12 protein-coding genes are annotated in these 16,747 nt (G+C 63.8%); 1 reads left to right on the top strand and 11 read right to left on the bottom strand.

Annotated features, from left to right (window positions below):
• From PLU72_16585 to PLU72_16630, 10 genes are all read right to left on the bottom strand, one after another.
• Positions 1-1,298: hypothetical protein (locus tag PLU72_16585; protein ID HOT29796.1), on the bottom strand; the 1,298-nt coding region annotated here is incomplete at its 3' end.
• Positions 1,299-1,960: 662 nt separating this feature from the next.
• The gene (locus PLU72_16590; protein ID HOT29797.1) at positions 1,961-3,913 is read right to left on the bottom strand and encodes an SAM-dependent methyltransferase; all 1,953 of its coding nucleotides are present in this window, start codon (positions 3,911-3,913) and stop codon (positions 1,961-1,963) included.
• Positions 3,914-3,959: 46 nt separating this feature from the next.
• A complete protein-coding gene (locus PLU72_16595) occupies positions 3,960-4,808 on the bottom strand; it encodes a hypothetical protein (protein HOT29798.1) in 849 nt (282 codons plus the stop codon).
• Complete coding sequence (locus PLU72_16600; GenBank protein ID HOT29799.1) at positions 4,792-5,847, bottom strand: type IV toxin-antitoxin system AbiEi family antitoxin; 1,056 nt, start codon at positions 5,845-5,847, stop codon at positions 4,792-4,794. The genes PLU72_16595 and PLU72_16600 overlap by 17 nt, the downstream gene beginning before the upstream one ends.
• Before the next feature lie 428 nt (positions 5,848-6,275).
• Complete coding sequence (gene brxC, locus PLU72_16605) at positions 6,276-9,983, bottom strand: BREX system P-loop protein BrxC (protein HOT29800.1); 3,708 nt, start codon at positions 9,981-9,983, stop codon at positions 6,276-6,278.
• A 4-nt stretch (positions 9,984-9,987) separates the two neighbouring features.
• Complete coding sequence (locus PLU72_16610; GenBank protein HOT29801.1) at positions 9,988-10,563, bottom strand: DUF1788 domain-containing protein; 576 nt, start codon at positions 10,561-10,563, stop codon at positions 9,988-9,990.
• Positions 10,538-11,380, bottom strand: a complete 843-nt coding sequence (locus tag PLU72_16615) for a DUF1819 family protein (GenBank protein ID HOT29802.1) — start codon at positions 11,378-11,380, stop codon at positions 10,538-10,540. The genes PLU72_16610 and PLU72_16615 overlap by 26 nt, the downstream gene beginning before the upstream one ends.
• Positions 11,331-11,906, bottom strand: a complete 576-nt coding sequence (locus PLU72_16620; protein ID HOT29803.1) for a BrxE family protein — start codon at positions 11,904-11,906, stop codon at positions 11,331-11,333. Before PLU72_16620 ends, PLU72_16615 begins: the two co-directional genes overlap by 50 nt.
• A gap of 68 nt (positions 11,907-11,974) precedes the next feature.
• On the bottom strand, positions 11,975-13,627 hold the full coding sequence (locus PLU72_16625) for a radical SAM protein (protein ID HOT29804.1): 1,653 nt from the start codon (positions 13,625-13,627) through the stop codon (positions 11,975-11,977).
• The gene (locus PLU72_16630; protein HOT29805.1) at positions 13,628-13,801 is read right to left on the bottom strand and encodes a hypothetical protein; all 174 of its coding nucleotides are present in this window, start codon (positions 13,799-13,801) and stop codon (positions 13,628-13,630) included.
• A 123-nt stretch (positions 13,802-13,924) separates the two neighbouring features.
• On the opposite strand from PLU72_16630, the gene PLU72_16635 reads away from it, so the two are divergent.
• Positions 13,925-14,383: a Smr/MutS family protein gene (locus tag PLU72_16635; protein ID HOT29806.1), complete on the top strand. Its 459-nt coding sequence runs from the start codon at positions 13,925-13,927 to the stop codon at positions 14,381-14,383.
• Between the two features lie 69 nt (positions 14,384-14,452).
• On the opposite strand, the gene PLU72_16640 is transcribed toward PLU72_16635, so the two are convergent.
• Complete coding sequence (locus PLU72_16640; protein HOT29807.1) at positions 14,453-16,486, bottom strand: hypothetical protein; 2,034 nt, start codon at positions 16,484-16,486, stop codon at positions 14,453-14,455.
• Positions 16,487-16,747: the final 261 nt, after the last annotated feature.

The following is a 16,747-nucleotide window of genomic DNA, read 5'->3' on the forward strand; positions in this document are numbered from 1 at the left end:
TACTCGCCGGCCTCGAGCTTTTTCCAGCAGGCGAGAAGCTCTTTCTGCCAGGGTTTGTGGAGGAACAGCCTCGCGAGGGGGGCGGCGGTGATCATGACGCCGTCGTTGAGGTCGGGCTTGTAGGGCAGTTTCGCCACGCGGAGCAGCTCGTCGCGAAAGTCCTTCAGCTCGTGGAGCAGGCTCTCGAGTTCCTCGGCCGCCTTCCGGTCCTTCGCGGACGGGGCCTCGCCCATCCGGGCCCGGACGCGCGCCAGGTCCTTCTCGACGTCGGCGATCTTCGGCTCGACGAAGTCGGTGATGCACGCGTACAGCGTCTGGTCGGTGAGCCGGTGGTAATACACCCACAGCGTGTATGACCCCGACGCCGTCGATAGCGGCCAGTATATCGGCGCCTTCCGCCGGCTCTTCGAGTAGCGCTTCAGGTGATCCGCAAAGAACAGCGCCGGCTTGCGGAAATACTCGCGCAGGGATTTCACCCCGAGGATCTCGCAGATCTCCTGTTCGACGGGCTGGCCGGCGAACACGATCGCGTCGAGAATGCTCCGGACGAGCGGCTCGATGTCGCGGGGATGGCCGGGATCGTCGACGAGGATGCCGTTCTCGGGGAAGGCGACCGGGTAGCCCTCGGGCGGCGCCGCGCAGGGGAGCCCATCGGGGCCGGTCAGCATGCCGGCCGAGCAGGCCGGGAGCGGGTCGAACGGGGCCGGCGCCGGGGGCGGCTCTCGCCCGCCCGTGGCGAGCCGGACGTCGAACCGGCCGAACGCCGCCCCGAACGCCCACGAGACCAGCTCGGCGGTGAGGCCCGCGGCATCCGCCGCAGCATCATCGTCGGCTTCGTACCCATCATCCGCTTCGGCGCCGGCTTCATCAGTATATTTATCGCTATCTATGGCCGCGTCATCACCATCGGCCGGCATCGGGCCGGCTTTCTCGGGGGCGATGGCCCGCCGGTCCTCCTCGCCGATGCCATACAGGTCGAAGCATCGCTCGTCGATCTCGGCCTGGATCGATGCCAACTCTGCATCAACGGCCCTGGCGCGCTCACCCCACATCGCCGCCCGCATAGCGAGTGAATATTCGTGCTTCGATACCTCAGCACGAACGGAAGAGGCATTCCGGATGCATGACAAAAGCGCGGGAAGTTCGAACGCATGCGATGTCTCATTGCGCGTGTCGAGGGACCGCTTCAGCGCCCAGGCCCGCCGGGCCAGCCCCGCGAGCGCCTCCCGGTCGGCCGCCGAAAGCTCCGGCACCGGCGTACGCTGGATGACGCCGACCTCAAATGAGCCGAACGCCATCTGTAAATCGACAAATGCGCGAAAAGTGCTTGAATTAATAATGGCAAGTAAAGAACAAAGCTCTTTTGATGAATCTCCTTCAACGAAAGCTGATGGCCCCTTATCGGCAAAAAGGCATCCAGTGGGCATTATTCGTACGGATAACCCTCCCTGGGTTCTCCGAGGCCAAGTTATTCCGGGTCGAATATAATTACATTCACGGTGCATAACCCAGCTTGCATTGCCCTTGAGGTAAGGAAACTTTTTGATCGCTTCAGCTTCAATTTCACGCCCTTCGTCAATCCAATTCACAATTAAGTAGATATCAGCATAAAACCGGCTGAATTGGCCTCCCTTTGCGAAAGGAAACCATCCTGAGGCAGGGCGTGTGAGCGCTTGATCAGCGAATCTTTCCCAAGAGAGACGAAGATAGCGAAAGTCATTGTTTGTCGAAAGTGCTCGCTGTGCAACACGCCCATCTGACTCAAAGGGTTGAAAAACTCTGAATTTATCGAGAAAATCATCACTTACCCAGTAAGCAAAGGGAGTTCGTGGAACAGCGGTAAAACTTGTGGGATCGACAATGAAGACTTGTTTCCCTTGTTCTAAAGAAGGACTTTCTAATGCAGATCGCAGGGCTACAGTTTTGTCGGCAGCACCAAGAAGACGAATAAATATAGTATTCATTGTATAATACTCTTTTCCAGGCAGTAGGCGGCGACTTCTACCATGGCGTTGTCGAGGACGCCGTGGCCGAGGTCGGCGAAGACGGCGGGCGGGGCCTTGGGGAGGATGACCTCCTCGCGCCATTTCTGGAAGCTCGAGAGGAAGAAGCCGGTGCGGGAGGTGATGGCGCCGAGGCGGGCGCGGGGGTGGAGGAGGTCGATGCCCCGCTCGACGAAGGCGGCGTAGACGTCGTTCTTCGTTTTCGGCCAGCTCTTCTCGAACGTTTTTTTGGCCGTCGAGGCGCAGGCCCCGAACGGGGGATTCATCAATACCACATCGTATGTTTTCCCGGCCGTCTCGACGAGGCCGAGGCCCTGCAGGGCGTCGTCGGCGAACAGCCGCCGGCGCGTCCCGGCCGCCTCGGCCGCGGCCGACGAGACGAAGGTGTGCAACGCCTCGACGAGCCGGGGCTCGAGAAACTCGAAGAACCGCTGGTCGTCGATGCCCGAAAAGTCCAGCTCGCCCTGGGCCCGCTCCGGTTCGAAGCCGGGCAGGTAGCCCTTCTTCTTCTCCCGCTCGCGGGCGGCGAACTGGCTCCGCGCCTCCGCGACGGCCCCGGCGATCGACGCCTCGATCTTCAACAGCAGACCGAGCTCCCCGGCGAGCTGCATTTCCGTAACGATGTTTTTGAACAGGGCGCCCAGCAGGGGCGGGTCGAGCGTTCCGGCGAACTCCTCGACGAGCGCCGCGTCGCCCGGCATCGGCTCGGCGACCACGACGTTCGTCCGCCGGATCAGCGGCCGGGCCGCCCGGCTCAGCCCCGCGTCCCGGAACGACCGCTGGGCCCTCAGCCAGAGCGAGAGCTGGGCGATCTGGGCGCACCGCGGGTCGATGTCGACCCCGTGCAGGTTCCGGCCCAGGATCAGCCCCGGCACGGCCGCGCGCAGGGCTTCGAGCGTCGGATACTCCTCGCGCAACGGCTTCCCCGTCGACTCGCTCGCGGGTGCCTCCGGGTCGTTCCAGGCCTCCTCGTACATGATCGCCAGCAGATCGTATGCATACAGCAGAAAATGCCCCGAGCCGCACGCCGGGTCGAGCAGGCGCAGATCCCGCGGGTCCTTCATCGACCGGGGTTCCCAGGCTTCGCCGGGCCGGACGACCAGGAACTCGCAGGCCTCGGCCAGGCGGGTGTTTCCCTTTCTCATCTCGTACCAGATCCGGCCGAGGGTGTTGTCGGTGAGGAACTGGACGACGTAGCGGGGGGTGAAGAACTGGTTGCGGACGGCGAGCTCGCGGCTGTTGCGCGGGGCGGCCGAGGCGTCGCGCATGGCTTTGCGCTCTTCCCGCGAGTTGAAATACTGGTAGATCCAGCCGATGGTTTCGTCCTCGGCCCAGAGGTGCTTCAGGTCGGCGGCGTCGATCAGCTCGAGCAGGGCGAGCAGGGCCGGCTCGCGCGGGAACAGCAGGCCCATCGGGGAGTGGCGGTCGAACAGCACGCCCAGATCGACCGAGATCTCGTCGCAGAGGCAGGAGAGGTAGGCGCAGTACCGCTGGTAATGCGTCCCGAGAGCCGTTCCGGCGATCTTCAGGTAAACCTGGAACCCCTTCGACCGGTAGCCCTCGCGCACGCTCTCCTCGACCAGCCGCCGCTCCTCGGCCATCCGCAGGGCGGCGAACCGGTTCAGCACCGTGAACGCCTGCTCCCGGATCACCCGGTCGACCGCCTCGGCATACGCGCCCTTCGCCGTCTCGCGCCCCGCCGCCAGGTGCGCCACCCGGTCGCGCAGGGCCCGACTCGCCGCCCGCTCCCCGTCCGACAGGTGCGTCAGCCGCTCCAGCCCCGTCACCGTCCCGTCCGGCTGGATCCCGTGGACTTCCTGCAACTGCCGCGTGAACTCCTCGGTCAACAGTGTTCGCGCCGCCCCCACCATCCGGCTCAGCCGGTTCCGCGTCTCGGTATCGAATGCCATTCCTGGACTCCCCTGAAAACCGTCGACTCCTGCCGACGCCCCGTGTCTATGCGGTGATCCCCGCGTGAAACTGCGATAACAATCGAGCGATGCGCACCTGCTCCTCCTCGGCATACACCAGGGACGCGACCATCCGGCGGCTCAGTTCCTCCCGTGATGCCTTGTCATCAAGAATGGCCCTGATGAGACGGCACGTTTCCGGCCCATGCATACGGCGGATGTCCTGCCCGAGAAGCCGTGCGCCGGCCAACACCGGGTCGAAGCCGCACTGCTGAAGGATACTATATTCATCCCCATAGAGGCGATCTTCATTTCCCAGCTCGGCGTAAGTTCTCAAAAGGAGCGCGATGTCCGAGGCATCATGCGTCAGACGGGCTTTTCTATCCCTCCAGGCGAAGCATTTCAGCACGACCTGGCTTGGAATGGAAGCGACCCGAAGCATCAGTCCGGGTCGGATTTCGATCTCGAGCGCGTTGGCCATGGCTTCCTGAAAGCCGTGCACGGGAAGAACACCCCCATCCGGACCGGGCCATCGGATCTCCCCTGCAGGTGTCTCGAGAGGCCCGAATGGAATCAGATCGATCGGCAGTTGGATGCCGCCAGGCCCCGAAAACTGAACGAGGTGCGGGGACCGTTCGTCGCAAACGACGCTCCCGGTCGCTTTCAGAGCCATTTTCAATGCATGAAACTGTTCCCAGCTTTCCAGCGCGAATGCAAAATCGAGGTCGCGTGTTGCCGTGCCCGTTCTGCGATTCCAGCCGTTGACGAGAATCAGGTCTCGTGCGGCCGCTCCAATGAGAAGGCATTTCACCCCGCGCCGTTGAGCTGTCGAGACAACCGTCGCCATGGCTTCGGCAGTCGGGCGGTCGAGCGGGATCTCAAGCTTGAAGGTCATGTTCGATCTTCGCTTCGTAGAGTTTTCTGGCGATCTCGATGTTTCTGGGATCGAGACTCGACAAAAGGTCGGCATAGACGAGAATCGCCGGTGCGATATCCGGGTGACGGGAGTCGAGGCTGAAGTTCCAGAATGCCGGCAGGAGCTCGATGAACCCCTTCGGATCGGGAACCAGGCGATGCCGGCGAATGAGCTTTTCCATGCCTTCTTCCATCGAATCCGGAGGCAGATAGATCGTCTGGCGGGCTGGTTTGAGGATTCTCAGAAGTTTGTCGGCGGCAACCTCGCCGCTCCAGCAGGCGTTCACCTCGCGCACGTCGGCGTTTGTATACCAATTGATATCTCTGCAGGTGAATCGCCGGGCATGCAGTTTGGGCCGAAGAATACCCGGATACATATTCACCCATGCGTCAAAACAACGCCGGGTATCGATCTCGATGGCGCCGGGCGCCGCCCGGAGGATATGCCCCGTGTGGCGGAGCCTCTGAATGGAAATACTGACGGCGCCGAGCGAGATGCCGGCTTTTTCCGCCATTGTGCGGTATGACGTGTTGCGGGCGTCGCGGTCGCACAGGAGCGTGAACAGCAGGCGTAACGACGTTGCATTGATCGCATTCCTGGCGGTGGTTTGTGCATGGGGGCTGTTTCTGGGATTGCCTCGCGTGAAGATATAGAACCCGGGCGCATTCACGAAGGCATTGCCCGAGGTGTCGATGAACGGAAGATCCAGCTTTCGGCAGGCGTCTGCCAGAGCAGAGGTCAGATGACCGGTGACGAGGATGCTCCGGTATTGCGGATGTTCGCCCCGTGCCCGTATTTCGGCGAGGGCGCCGATTCTGTCGACGGTCGCCCGGCACTCCGCGAGAAAGATGTGCCCGATATCGTTTCCTTCGAGACGAACCAGGAGACAGCCATGGCGATCACCCGGCTTGGGGGGAGATTTCTCGATCGCGCCTTTCATGCCTGTCGTGCGCTCGAGGGCCGCGAGCGCCTGTTCGACGAGGTCTCGCATTTCAAAAGGCGCCCTGGTGCGTCCCATGCCCGACACCCCTGTGTTCATTTTCTATCTTTGTTCACGAAACGTGAACATATTATAAATATGAACAAAGTTGCGGGGTTTGGCAACAGAAAGAAATCATATTTTGCCCAACTTGCCGAACTTGCACACAACTTGCACATGAATTGCACCGACGGTGCAACTGCGCAAAACGCCAAAAGCCGCATCAGTAAAGAATATCAAGGTGTGTCACCCGGCCGGAATTGCACCGGAATTGCACCAGACTTGCACGCAACTTGCACATTGTTTTCATTCCGGGTCAAATGCGGCAAGTTGCGGAACTTGCATGAACTTGCCTGGAACATGACACGGCCATGCCTGTGAAAACCGCGATAAACAGGGGAGTTTCCCGGTTTCATGAAATTCGAAACTTGCATGAAACTTGCCTGAACTTGCGGAGTTTTCGCAAATCATTCCGCAGTCAGCTGGATCGTGCCGCCGGCTTCGAGGTGGGGGCGGGCGCGTTGGAGCAGGTCGAGGAGGGCGTCGAGGTCTTTGATGGTGGTGATGGCGCGGGGGGCTTTGATGCGCTTTGGCGCCGGGGGTTTCAGGGGAACGGCAGGGTCGGCGGTTTTTGAAGGTGCGGGGTGTTGGGGCCCCGGGTGGGTGTCCGGGCCGGGATACGACGATCCGGTGGCCGCGCCGGTGTCGTCAGGTGCATGCGTGGGCTCGGCGGGGGCGGCCTGGCGGCGGACGTCGTCCCGGATGCGCTTGATTTTCTGATCGAGCGAGTAGTGGCCGTTGAGGAGTTTGCGGATGCCGGCCAGGTCCGGGGTGGCGACGGGGAGCAGGGCTTCGAGGCCGGCGCCGAGGCGGCCCTTGTCGTCGGTGCCGAGGCGGTTCCACTCGGGCATCGCCCGCACCTCGGTCTTCTGCTCGTCGAGCCAGGCGGTTTCGGTTTCGAGGAAGGCCTTCGCGTGTCCGGCGGCCATCGCCCGCAGCTCGGTGACCTTCTGACGCATCTCGGGCAGGATCGCGTGGAAATCCTCGCGGTCGAGACAGCCGGCCAGCTCGCGGCGCAGTTCCTCGGAGTCGCGTGCGAGGGCGCCGGGCGGGCCGTCGGGCGGAAGGTCGGCTATCTCCTTCAGCAGGGTGCGGGCCTCGGACGCAACCTCGCCGAGGCCGTTCTCGAAGGCGAGGCTGACGGCCCGCGCCCAGAGCAGGTCGTCGAAGAAGGGGCATGCGTCGTTCCCCAGGCGGCCCGCGGCGTCCGACGCGTCGCCCTTCAGGATTTCTGATATATTGTCTTGTATATTTTGAGCCCGCTCGACGCCGGGAAGGCCGAGCGTCTCGAGGCGCGTGCGCAGGGGCGCGTATTCCTGCTGGTAATCGGGAAAGTGCCGGATCACGCAGCGGCTGATGTCCTCTTCGAGCGGCGAGATCTCGTCCCCCGTCAGCGTGAGAAGGCGGTCTTTCGCCCGCAGGAGCGCTTCGAGCGGCGGCGCCGAGTTGCGGAGGGCGACCGAGATGCGGTTGAACGCGTTCGTGTTCCGAAGGCTGTTCAGCGCCGCGTCGCCGGCCCGGGTCGTGATGTCGGCGCCCGCAACCCGCAGTTTCACGACGCCGGCGGTCAAGAGGACGGCAATGATATAGCGAGTGGTATCTTTCGACCAGCCGTAGGGCGGTTCGAAGAACTCGTCGAGCAGGCGGCGGCCATCGACGAGGCCATGGTGTTCGAGGAAGTTCCTGACCGAGAGAAGTGCGGCGTGGTCGACGTCGATCGTCGCGCCCGAGCCTTTCCGGTTGACCAGGCCGAGCGGGTCGTCCTTCGAGGCGATCTTCTGGAGCTGTTCGGTCCTCAGAAAATTCTCGGCGGCGTTCGACGGCGCCTGGACCGGGGCTTCCGGGTATTTCTCGTAGACGCGACGTGCCACGTCGGCCATGTGGCGGCACGAGGCCTCGAGGAGGTCCGGCGAGAGAGCGCCGACGGCTTTCGGGGTTCCCCGGAAGACGAACGAACCTTTCGCCAGCGCACCCGTCATGATGCGGGCCAGCTCGGCGGTCAGGGCATCCGCGCGCTGTTGCTGGGCCCGAAGGTATTCCTCGACGTCCTTGTCGTTCGTCTTGTTCCGGTACTGCGAGTAGATGGTCTGACTGCGGTGAATGTCGAGGGCGAGCGACTCGATGGCCGGGTCTTCGTACCCGATCAGCCAGACGGACCGGTCGCTCGACCTCTGCTGGGAATCGGCGATGCGCTCGAGCCGCACCTGTTCCATCCGCTTCTCCGGAACGAGCTCGACGATCGTCTGGATCGTCTCCTTCTCGCCGCTGACCGAGACGGCCAGGCTGCCCGCCGCGACCTTGATACCCGTGCGGATCTGCCGCGCGCCGTCGAGTTTCGCGTCGGGGAGCGGCGTGAAGATCTCGCGGATCGCCGTGTTCACGATCTTGCGCATCTCGGCGGTCGTCGGCTGGATGCGGCCCCGCTCCTTGTCGAGGTCGATGACCGCCGCGCTCATGAACCGCAGGCTGCCGTCGATCTCGCTGACAGGCACCGACGGCTCGCGCAAAAGGGCATCGACGGCGGCGGCGACCCGGTCGAGACAGGACGGGGCGGCGATCGACGGGTGGACCAGCGCGGCGATATTCTCGCGGCTGACCGGGAAATCCTCGAGCACCTGGAGCACGCCGATCGCCTTGGCGACGTCGACGGTGAAGGGTTCGGATTCGAAGACGCGCGCGGCCTTTTCCACGCCGTCGATGATATGGGGCATCGGCTTGCGGATATCCTCGCGCAGGGTCTCGTAGAACATGGCGGCGGTGGCGAGCGTGCCGGCCTCGGCCTCGGCGAGCCGCGCCTGGCTTTCCCGGGCAGAGCCGGGGTCGGTCAGGATGTCCTGGATTACCTTGATGGCCGAGCGCAGGCCGACGCCGCCCCGCGTGCGCGCCAGGCGGGCGAGCAGTTGGAGCAGGATGTCGAAGTGCTGGGGCAGGAACGGGTAGAAGCGGCAGAACGTTTCCTTCGTCAGGTCGGCGCGGTAGAAGCGGGTGTTCTTCAAGTCGGTCGCGTGGCGGCACTGGGGGCCGTGCCGGTCGAACAGCGCCTCGAGCGTCGCGAGGCCCTCGGCCGACTTGGTGAGCAGGCGGCGGTGGCAGATCTCGCGGATGTCGCTGGCCTCAAGGTCGATCGTGATCGGGAAGCGGTCCTTCAGCTTGAACAGCTTCGTGCTGTTCGTGATCGCGCGCGGGTCGTCCTCGGTCAGCGTCTGCTGGGCCGTGGCGATGATCCAGGCCGAGCCGCGGCCGATATTCTTGATGTTCTTCGCCAGGCCGTCGAGGTTGAGGATCAGATCCTCGCGGGCGGCGACGTACTGGCCGACCTCGTCGAGCACGAACAGGATGTTGCGGTGGCCGGTGCGGCGCTCGATCAGATCGAGCATCTCCTTCACCCGGTCGCTCTCCTTCACGCGCTCCTCGATCCTGATCTCGTTGAACGCCTTCGTGTCGGGGAAGAATTCGGGGTAGAACTCGACGGCGACCTTCGCGGCGAGGGCCTTGGTCGCGAGCGGCTGGTTGCGGATCTCCTCCCACTCCTTGCCCTTCGACACGTCGCGGATACGGGCCTTGAACGCGTCGAGCCGGCCGTCGCGCTCGAGCATGAACTCGAGGTAGGCGATCTTCTCGTCGCGCGAGTAGCCGGCCCACTGCATGATCTTCGCGTACAGGATGCTCGAGATGGCGGCGAGGGAAGCGCCGGCCCACTGGTCGCTGGCGAGATCGAGCATGACGACGACGGCGGGGCATTTTTTCGCGACCACGTTCAGCCGCTGCCGGAGAGCTTTCGAGGTGAACCGGTCGTACAGCCACTCGCGGAAGGGGCGGTCGCGGAGGGTGCGGGCCGGGTCGAGGGCGAAGCCGAGATACTTCGTGAAAGAGCTTTTTCCCGAGCCGTAGAAGCCCGAGACCCAGACGCCGACCTCGGGGTTGTTGCCGGAGGTCATGCCCTCCTCGAGCAGGTCGAGCAGGGTCCCGAAATGCTCCTGGATGCTGTCGGTCGCGACATACTCGCGGATTTCCTGCTCGAGAAGATCCTCGACGGTGGCGTCGTAGGTGATGACCTTCTCGATGCGGCGGTCGATGCTGCGTGACGGGTCGAAGAGTTCGCGGATGGTCGGCATGGAATCAGCCCCCGATGTGAGTCGAACGGTAGTTGCCGTCTTCCGGGTAGATGCCCAGGAAGCGGAGCGCGTGCTTGCCGGCGCGACAGCCGGGGTAGAGGATGACGGTCGGAACGGTGAATCGCCCCTGGAGCTGGTGCTCGAGCGTTCCGACGCGCAGGTAGGGATGAAGCGCCTCGAGATCGGTGACGAACAGCACGGTCATGGGCCGGCCGGCGAGAGCCGCGAGACGCGCTTCCAGGCTGTTCAGCAGGGCCTTTTCGGCGGTGAGGGCGTCGGCGAGGGTCGCGTTGATCTCATGGAAGGCGTGGGGCGATTCGGCTTCGGATTCGAGCCAGACGTCGCGCATGTCGTGGGTGGTGAGGATCTCATGGACGGCGTCGGCCATCGAGAAGGTCTCGAGCGTCCAGCCGTCGAGGGCGAGCTGGGCGGCCCAGGCTTTCATGCGGCCCTTGACGGCCAGCATGAGCGCGGGATCGAACACGAGATACCAGACGGGGTCGTCGCCGGGCGTGGAGAAGCTCCGGCCGGCTTTCAGACGGTGTTTCAGCTCTTCAAAAGCGGTTTGCAGCGATTCCACGAAGGGCCTCCTCGAAGGAGCGATACTGCCACGCAATGCGCACGAGGTCGCCGGCGCCCTGCAGGATGAAGTGCCGGCCGGCTGTGCGGACGAGGTGGGGCGGGACGTCGGCCGGCTCGAGGCCGAACAGCCGCCAGTCGGGATGATTCACGAGCGAGGTGTCGTTGATGCCGGAGAAGTGGAGCTCGTGGGCCAGATACAGGGCGGTCAGGTCGTCAAGCCGGAAGGGGAGAATCTGGCGGATGCCGGCGCGGTCGGGCCCGGCGAGGCCGAACTCGGTCAGGCAGCCGGTCAGGTAGCGGGCGACGCGGATCATCATGATATCCGACCAGGGCGGGTCGATGGCGCCCTCGGCCGTGGCCGTGGTCAGGAAGTCGAGCGCGTGGTCCCGGGTGATATCGAGGGCGCCGGCCGCGAACCTTCGCCAGTAGACGTTTTCCAGGAAGTCCGCCAGGACCGGGTTTGCCCGGGCCGTGTACAGCAGGAGGAGCTGCATGAGACTGCGCCATGGGACGCCGAGTTCGAGCAGGGTCTTCAGGTGCGACGCGGCGGGCGGCTCCCCGCGCAGGTAGCGGTCGGCGAAGACGCGGCCGACGATGTCTTCGACGCGCAGGGCGGTGGCGCGGCCGAGGGCGCCGGATGCTGCCGCTTTCCGTTTCAGGGCGGCAACGGTCATGCCCGGCTCCCAGAGGCGGAGCAGGGCGGCCGTCTCGTCGGGCATTCCCTGGCCCTTCGAGAGCGCCGTGGTGTATCGGCGCGGCCGGCGGTCAGGCGGCGAAGTAGGGGAACGTCTGGGTGCCGCGGTGGAATGCGTCATGATAATGTCGGGCCAGCTCCTCGACGGCAAAGCCGGTGAGAACGGTGCGGACGGTGCCGATCTGGACGGGGCCGTCGGGGGCGCGGAGGCCTCCGGGTCCCAGCTTTTTCAGCAGTTCGAGCGCCGTTTCGCGGGAGGCGATACTATCGGCGGCCTGCGGGGCGACCTCGTCGAGCAGAAGTCGATGCATCTGCTCCTCGATAGGAAGCGGGAGGCGGAACAGATGGAACACGCCCGCCTTGCCGATTCGCTCGTCATGGAGGCGGCGTGCGGCCTCGGTGACCGAGGTGATGCCTGCCGCGATCGGCGTGCGGGGGAACGTGACGGCCAGGAACTGGCGCCCTGTGGCGCTCAGAAAGGTGGTGTCCCACCAGCCCGCCTGGTGCTGCTCGCCAAGGAAGCCGACGGCGGCCCGCAGGTTCAGGAGCTTGCGAAGGCAATCGACGTCGGCGGCTGGGGTGCGATCCGCCCGGTTGTGCGGGGTCTGGTCCAAGGGCTCCTGCTCCGTATGATGATTGTGGACCATATACTATTCCCCTTCCCCGAAGAAGGCAAGCATTTTAGCGGCCTACCTGTAATATATCATAAAGCATATTATAATGCGCGGGGAGCGAGGTCGCTCTGATTCGCGGTGTTGGCTTCGAGGAGAAGCAGGTGGAGCGAGTCCTGGGCGAGGGAGGCGTGGCGGAGGCCGAAGGCGGGGCCGAGGATGCGGTCTGCGAGGGCGGCGATGCGGGTTCGGAACTCGTGAAGGGAGGTCGAGGCGGCGGGGCCGGAAGTGACGGGAAACTGCCAGGCGAGGTCGTTGTGGGATGCGCGGATCGGGCCGTTCCAGCCGAACGAGGAAGGGTCGGCCGCGAGGTCGGTTTCGAGCTCGCCGGTCAGCGGAAACAGGTCGAACGAGACGCCGAAGGGGTCGAAGGCGGGCCAGACGTCGGCGAGCAGGTCGAGCGTCGCCTGGCGGTCGCTCTCTTCCTCGCCCGGAAAGCCGGTCATCAGGAAAAAGTGCACGGCCAGGCCGGCCGCGGCGGCATCCCGCAGGATGCGGCGTGATCTGGTTGTATTCGTGCCTTTATGGAATTTTTCCAGAAGACGGTCTGAACCGCTTTCGACGCCGATGAACAGTTTCCGGCAACCTGCGGCGCGGGCGTGGTCGAAGGTTTCCCGGGTATGGCCTTCGTCGAGGCGGGCATACGCGATCCAGGAAACCGGCTCCGGGAGCGCCTCGAATATGCCGGACAACTCCCGCATTCGTGGCGGCGGCACGGCTTCGTCGACGATGAAGAACCGCCGATGGCCCGCGGCGAAGAGGCTCCCGATCTCGGCCGAAACGTGAGCGATCGGCTTGGGACGATACAGCGGGCGGCCGGTGGCGGCCCGCACGGGGTGGATGCAAAAGGCACAGCGGCCCCACGGGCAGCCCCGGGCCGTCTCGACCGGCATGACCAGATGTGGCGTCAGATACCCTTTCAGCGGCAAGCAGTCGAAATCCGGGGTGCCGGCATCCGACATATTCATGACTATTGAATGTCGAGAATGCCCGGCATCCGTCTCGTTCCACCCCACGGCGTTGGGGGCCTCCGCGAGCGGCGCTCCGGCAGCCAGCGCCGACAGCAGCGGTTCCCCGTCTCCAAGGCCGAGCGCGTTGACTGCGGGCTGCAGCCAGCTCATCTGAGGGAGCATGCTCCGGCGATACGTGACGGCGTCTCCGCCCAGAACGATCCGCACGCGGGGAAGGTCGCGCCGGAACCTGGCCGCCAGGGCGAGCGATGCCGCAAGCTGGGTGTCGGAGATGGCGGAGATACCTATGAGATCAGGATTCCACGACAGGATTTCCGCGATCTCCGACTCCAGGTGGCGCAGAAAGGGCACCGAGTCAGGCGCGGCGAGGACGGCTTTCCAGTCGCGCGAGGCGACGGCAGAGGGGGTGCCGCCGCAGGTATCCCAGAACAGGCGGCCCTTTCCCCGCGGGTCGAACCGCCCGTCGAAAATCTTCTGGAGTTCGCCCGTGATGCGCAGGTATTCCCGGGCGTCACGCAACGATGCGGGGTCGAGCAGTTTCCCGAGAAGAAACTCCTCGATGCCGCCCGGCAGTTCGGGCCGGAGCAGCCGCCGGTACAGCGCCAGGTTCAGATCCCTGACCAGCACATCCGCCCCGGCCCGGCGCAGCGCGCCCGCCAATACGGCCGGGGCGAGCGGCGGCTGGCGGGGGTCCCACTGGGGCGGGAAGACCAGGGCGGCGCGCATTCAGACCAGCACGGAGACGCGGTCGCCCTCTTCGAGTTCGACTTTCTTGATCTTGCTGCGGGGCACGTAGACCTCGATCATCATTTCAGGGTCCTTCGGGTCTTTCACGAGCACGACGACGACGCTTCCCTCGATGCGGTCGACCACCCCGCTGACACGACGTTTCTCGGCCATACTTCCTCTCCTTTTCGATAAGAACCTTCATCCGCAGATGACGCAGATCGGGTGAACGGGAACGTTTCATCCGGGAAGTGCTTGAAGAGCGTCTCTCTCTTTCATTATACTGCGAAACATAGCATGGACAACGAAATCGATCTGCACGGGCTCCTGGTGGCCGAAGCCATCGAGGCGTTCATCGGGTATTACAACGACCGGGTGCGCGGCGGCGATTACCGCCGCATCCTCGTCATCCACGGCTACGGCTCAACCGGCGAGGGCGGGAAGATCCGGACCCGGCTCCGGAGTTTCCTGGCCGGCCACGAGGAGTATCTTTCCTTCGAACCCGGCGAGCATCTCAGCGGCGGAAACCTCGGCAGTACCTTCGTCTTTCCCCGAAAGTTTTTGCCTTCGCCGCTCGATGCCCTGTCCAACGAGATCCTCGACTACTGCCGGAGTCCCAAGACGAAATCGAAGATCGCCGGCAAGTTCCGCAACGCCGGCGAAGCGAAAATCCAGGCGTGCCTCCAGGACCTCGAAAAAAAGAAGCGACTTGCCGTCACTCACAAGGGCGGTTATAAGGTATATACTTCAATATAAGCAAACCGGCCCCGGGATAGGCATAAGCAAGACGAGCTTCCCGAGGCCGGCTGTCAGAGTCGTTTCAGCTCATTTCAGGCCGGGGACGTTGGCGCGCTTCATCTTCTGCTTGAAGTTGAAGGCGGCCCACTTGAACGGCGGGGCCTTCGCGACGCCGACGTTCTCCTCGGTCAAAAACGAAATGCTCCAGGTGTAGATGATGTCGGGGGTGGTCTCGCCCTCGACGTCGACGGCCACCTGGAAGGTCAGCGCCCACTGCACGGGCTGGCCGAAAATATTGCGCTTGAAACAATACCAGTCGGGCTCGACGATGCAGGCGGCGAGCGCCTTCTCGGTCGGCTTGCAGGTGGAGTTGAAGTAGTCGAGGGCGGCTTTCGTCAGCTCCTCCGGCGTGCCGGGGCCGGCGAAGCCCTTGTGGTTGCCGGGCCACTGGCGTTCGGCGATCTGTTTCTCGATGGCGGCCGCATCCCCGACAGCAGCTTCCTCGACCTTCGCCGTGAGGTCGATCAGAGCGGCGTTGTGCGGGTCGTAGCGCAGGCCGAGCTGTACGAGCTGCTTCAGCTCCTCGAACTTCTTGGCCCGGATGGCCTCGGCGAAGGCGCTCATGATCTGGAGGTCCTGGTTCGTCTGCTCGACGATCGCGTCGGCGGTCTCCTTGCGCAGTTTCGGAATAGCGCTGAAGATCTTGTCGAAATACACCACCTCGGCGCTCCAGTCCCAGCCGGAGGGGTTCTTGCCGAGAAGGCCCTCCATGGCGGTTTCGAGCGCTTCCTGCTTCGCGCCGCAGAGCTTCCCGAGATACTCGATTTTCTGCTTCACGACGGCCGAGTCGGTCTTCTCGAACTTTTCCAGCTCGTCGTAGAACGACGCCCAATTCATCGGGTGAATGTTGCCGTTTTCGATCTTGTAGGTGGTCTCCCTGAGCTTCTCACGCTCGTCCCGGAGCGCCTGCCATGCGGCGAGAACCGCCTCCTTTTCCTTCCCGGCTTCGGCAAAGCCTGCCTCACACGCTTGTTCCATCCTCTTTACCTCCTCTTGGAATCGCTTCAGTGCCGGGTGTCCGGCCTGATGATCGTTCGCGAACACGTTCGAGACCTGCTCCACGGTCTTTCCGACCTGCGCCATGAGTTCCTGTCCGGCTCCGGCATTGCCGCGGGCGGTGGTCAGCAGCATCGCCTTGTATGCCTCGAGACGCGCGCGATCCATGTTCTCGAGGTTGTCGCAGGGAGCGTCGCCGGGGTTGAAGCAACTCTTGTAGCCGATCTTTTCGAGTTCGGAAACCATGGCCGCGAGCTTGTCGCGATGCGGCGCCAGCTCGGCATCCGTGGCTTCCCAGCCGTCCTGCAGGGCGGCCGTGTAATACCCTACCGCCTCGTGGAACAGCTTGTGGGCCTTCCGCTGGATCAGGACGTCCTTCGGCTCCATCTCGCCGGTGTTGGGGTCTTGTTCGTCGGCCGTCAGGCTGCCGGCGGCTTTCGCCTCGTCATACGCCTTGACGAGCCCGGGAAACGCCTGCTCGAACGCGGCGATCGCATCTTTCGTATAGTCGATATTATTTGTCGGAAGCCGCTTGGATGGACCGGTTTTCTTTTCGGGAACGGGGTCGGCAGGCGTGGCGGCCGCAACCGGATCCGGAGGGGCGGCGGGCTCGGCGGTCGGTTGCGGTGTCGACGGGGCCTGGGGAGCTTGAGATGCCTGGGGAGCCGCTTCCGCGAACTCGATGCCGGCGATGTCGCTTCCCGTGACGGTGCCGTTCGCGTCCTCGCCCGTTTCCCTGTCGGTGCCGGTGAACTCCATGTGGACGCTCCTGCCCACGAAGATCCAGGCGCGCTCGAGTTGCCGGGTTTTTCCGTCGAGGGTGGTTACCGTGTGGATGCGGGTGTTCTTGTCCCACTCGATCTTTTTGATGTCCTTGAACAGGATGCTCGTCTTCTTGCCGCCGACGGGCGTGTACTCGATCCGGCCGTCGGGGCTGATCGCCGTGACGTCGATGGTCCTGCCCTCGGTGGTCGTGATCGTCGCCCGAAGGTCGGCGGCCCAGACGGCTCCGCCCAGGGCGATCGCGATGGCAACCGGTGCGAGAAAATGAAAACAGGTTCTCATGCCCTTTGATATCCTCCATAGCATCATATATACTTTCATGGGCCGCTGTCATGAAACGGCGAATTCACTATACATGAAAATACCCTTTTGCGCCCTGTGTGCCGATTGCAGTACGGGAGGAAGGGGTTTATCATGAGAGAAGCGATCGAGAATACAACGGTCGCCGGCTTCGAAGCCGCACGAGAAAAGATGACGAAATGACGGACCGGGAATTTCCCGGAGAGATCGGGGCCGACCTTCGCCGGTCCCTGTGAGACGGAT

Source organism: Candidatus Ozemobacteraceae bacterium (assembly GCA_035373905.1).
In the GTDB taxonomy this organism is placed as follows: Bacteria; Muiribacteriota; Ozemobacteria; order Ozemobacterales; family Ozemobacteraceae; genus MWAR01.

Bases quoted from the DNA above. Each gene is read 5' to 3' on its own strand.
- PLU72_16590 (HOT29797.1), bottom strand. From the start codon at position 3,913: ATGGCATTCGATACCGAGACGCGGAACCGGCTGAGCCGGATGGTGGGG.
- PLU72_16595 (HOT29798.1), bottom strand. From the start codon at position 4,808: ATGACCTTCAAGCTTGAGATCCCGCTCGACCGCCCGACTGCCGAAGCC.
- PLU72_16600 (HOT29799.1), bottom strand. From the start codon at position 5,847: ATGGGACGCACCAGGGCGCCTTTTGAAATGCGAGACCTCGTCGAACAG.
- brxC (HOT29800.1), bottom strand. From the start codon at position 9,983: ATGCCGACCATCCGCGAACTCTTCGACCCGTCACGCAGCATCGACCGC.
- PLU72_16615 (HOT29802.1), bottom strand. From the start codon at position 11,380: ATGACGCATTCCACCGCGGCACCCAGACGTTCCCCTACTTCGCCGCCT.
- PLU72_16620 (HOT29803.1), bottom strand. From the start codon at position 11,906: ATGGTCCACAATCATCATACGGAGCAGGAGCCCTTGGACCAGACCCCG.
- PLU72_16625 (HOT29804.1), bottom strand. From the start codon at position 13,627: ATGCGCGCCGCCCTGGTCTTCCCGCCCCAGTGGGACCCCCGCCAGCCG.
- PLU72_16630 (HOT29805.1), bottom strand. From the start codon at position 13,801: ATGGCCGAGAAACGTCGTGTCAGCGGGGTGGTCGACCGCATCGAGGGA.
- PLU72_16635 (HOT29806.1), top strand. From the start codon at position 13,925: ATGGACAACGAAATCGATCTGCACGGGCTCCTGGTGGCCGAAGCCATC.
- PLU72_16640 (HOT29807.1), bottom strand. From the start codon at position 16,486: ATGAGAACCTGTTTTCATTTTCTCGCACCGGTTGCCATCGCGATCGCC.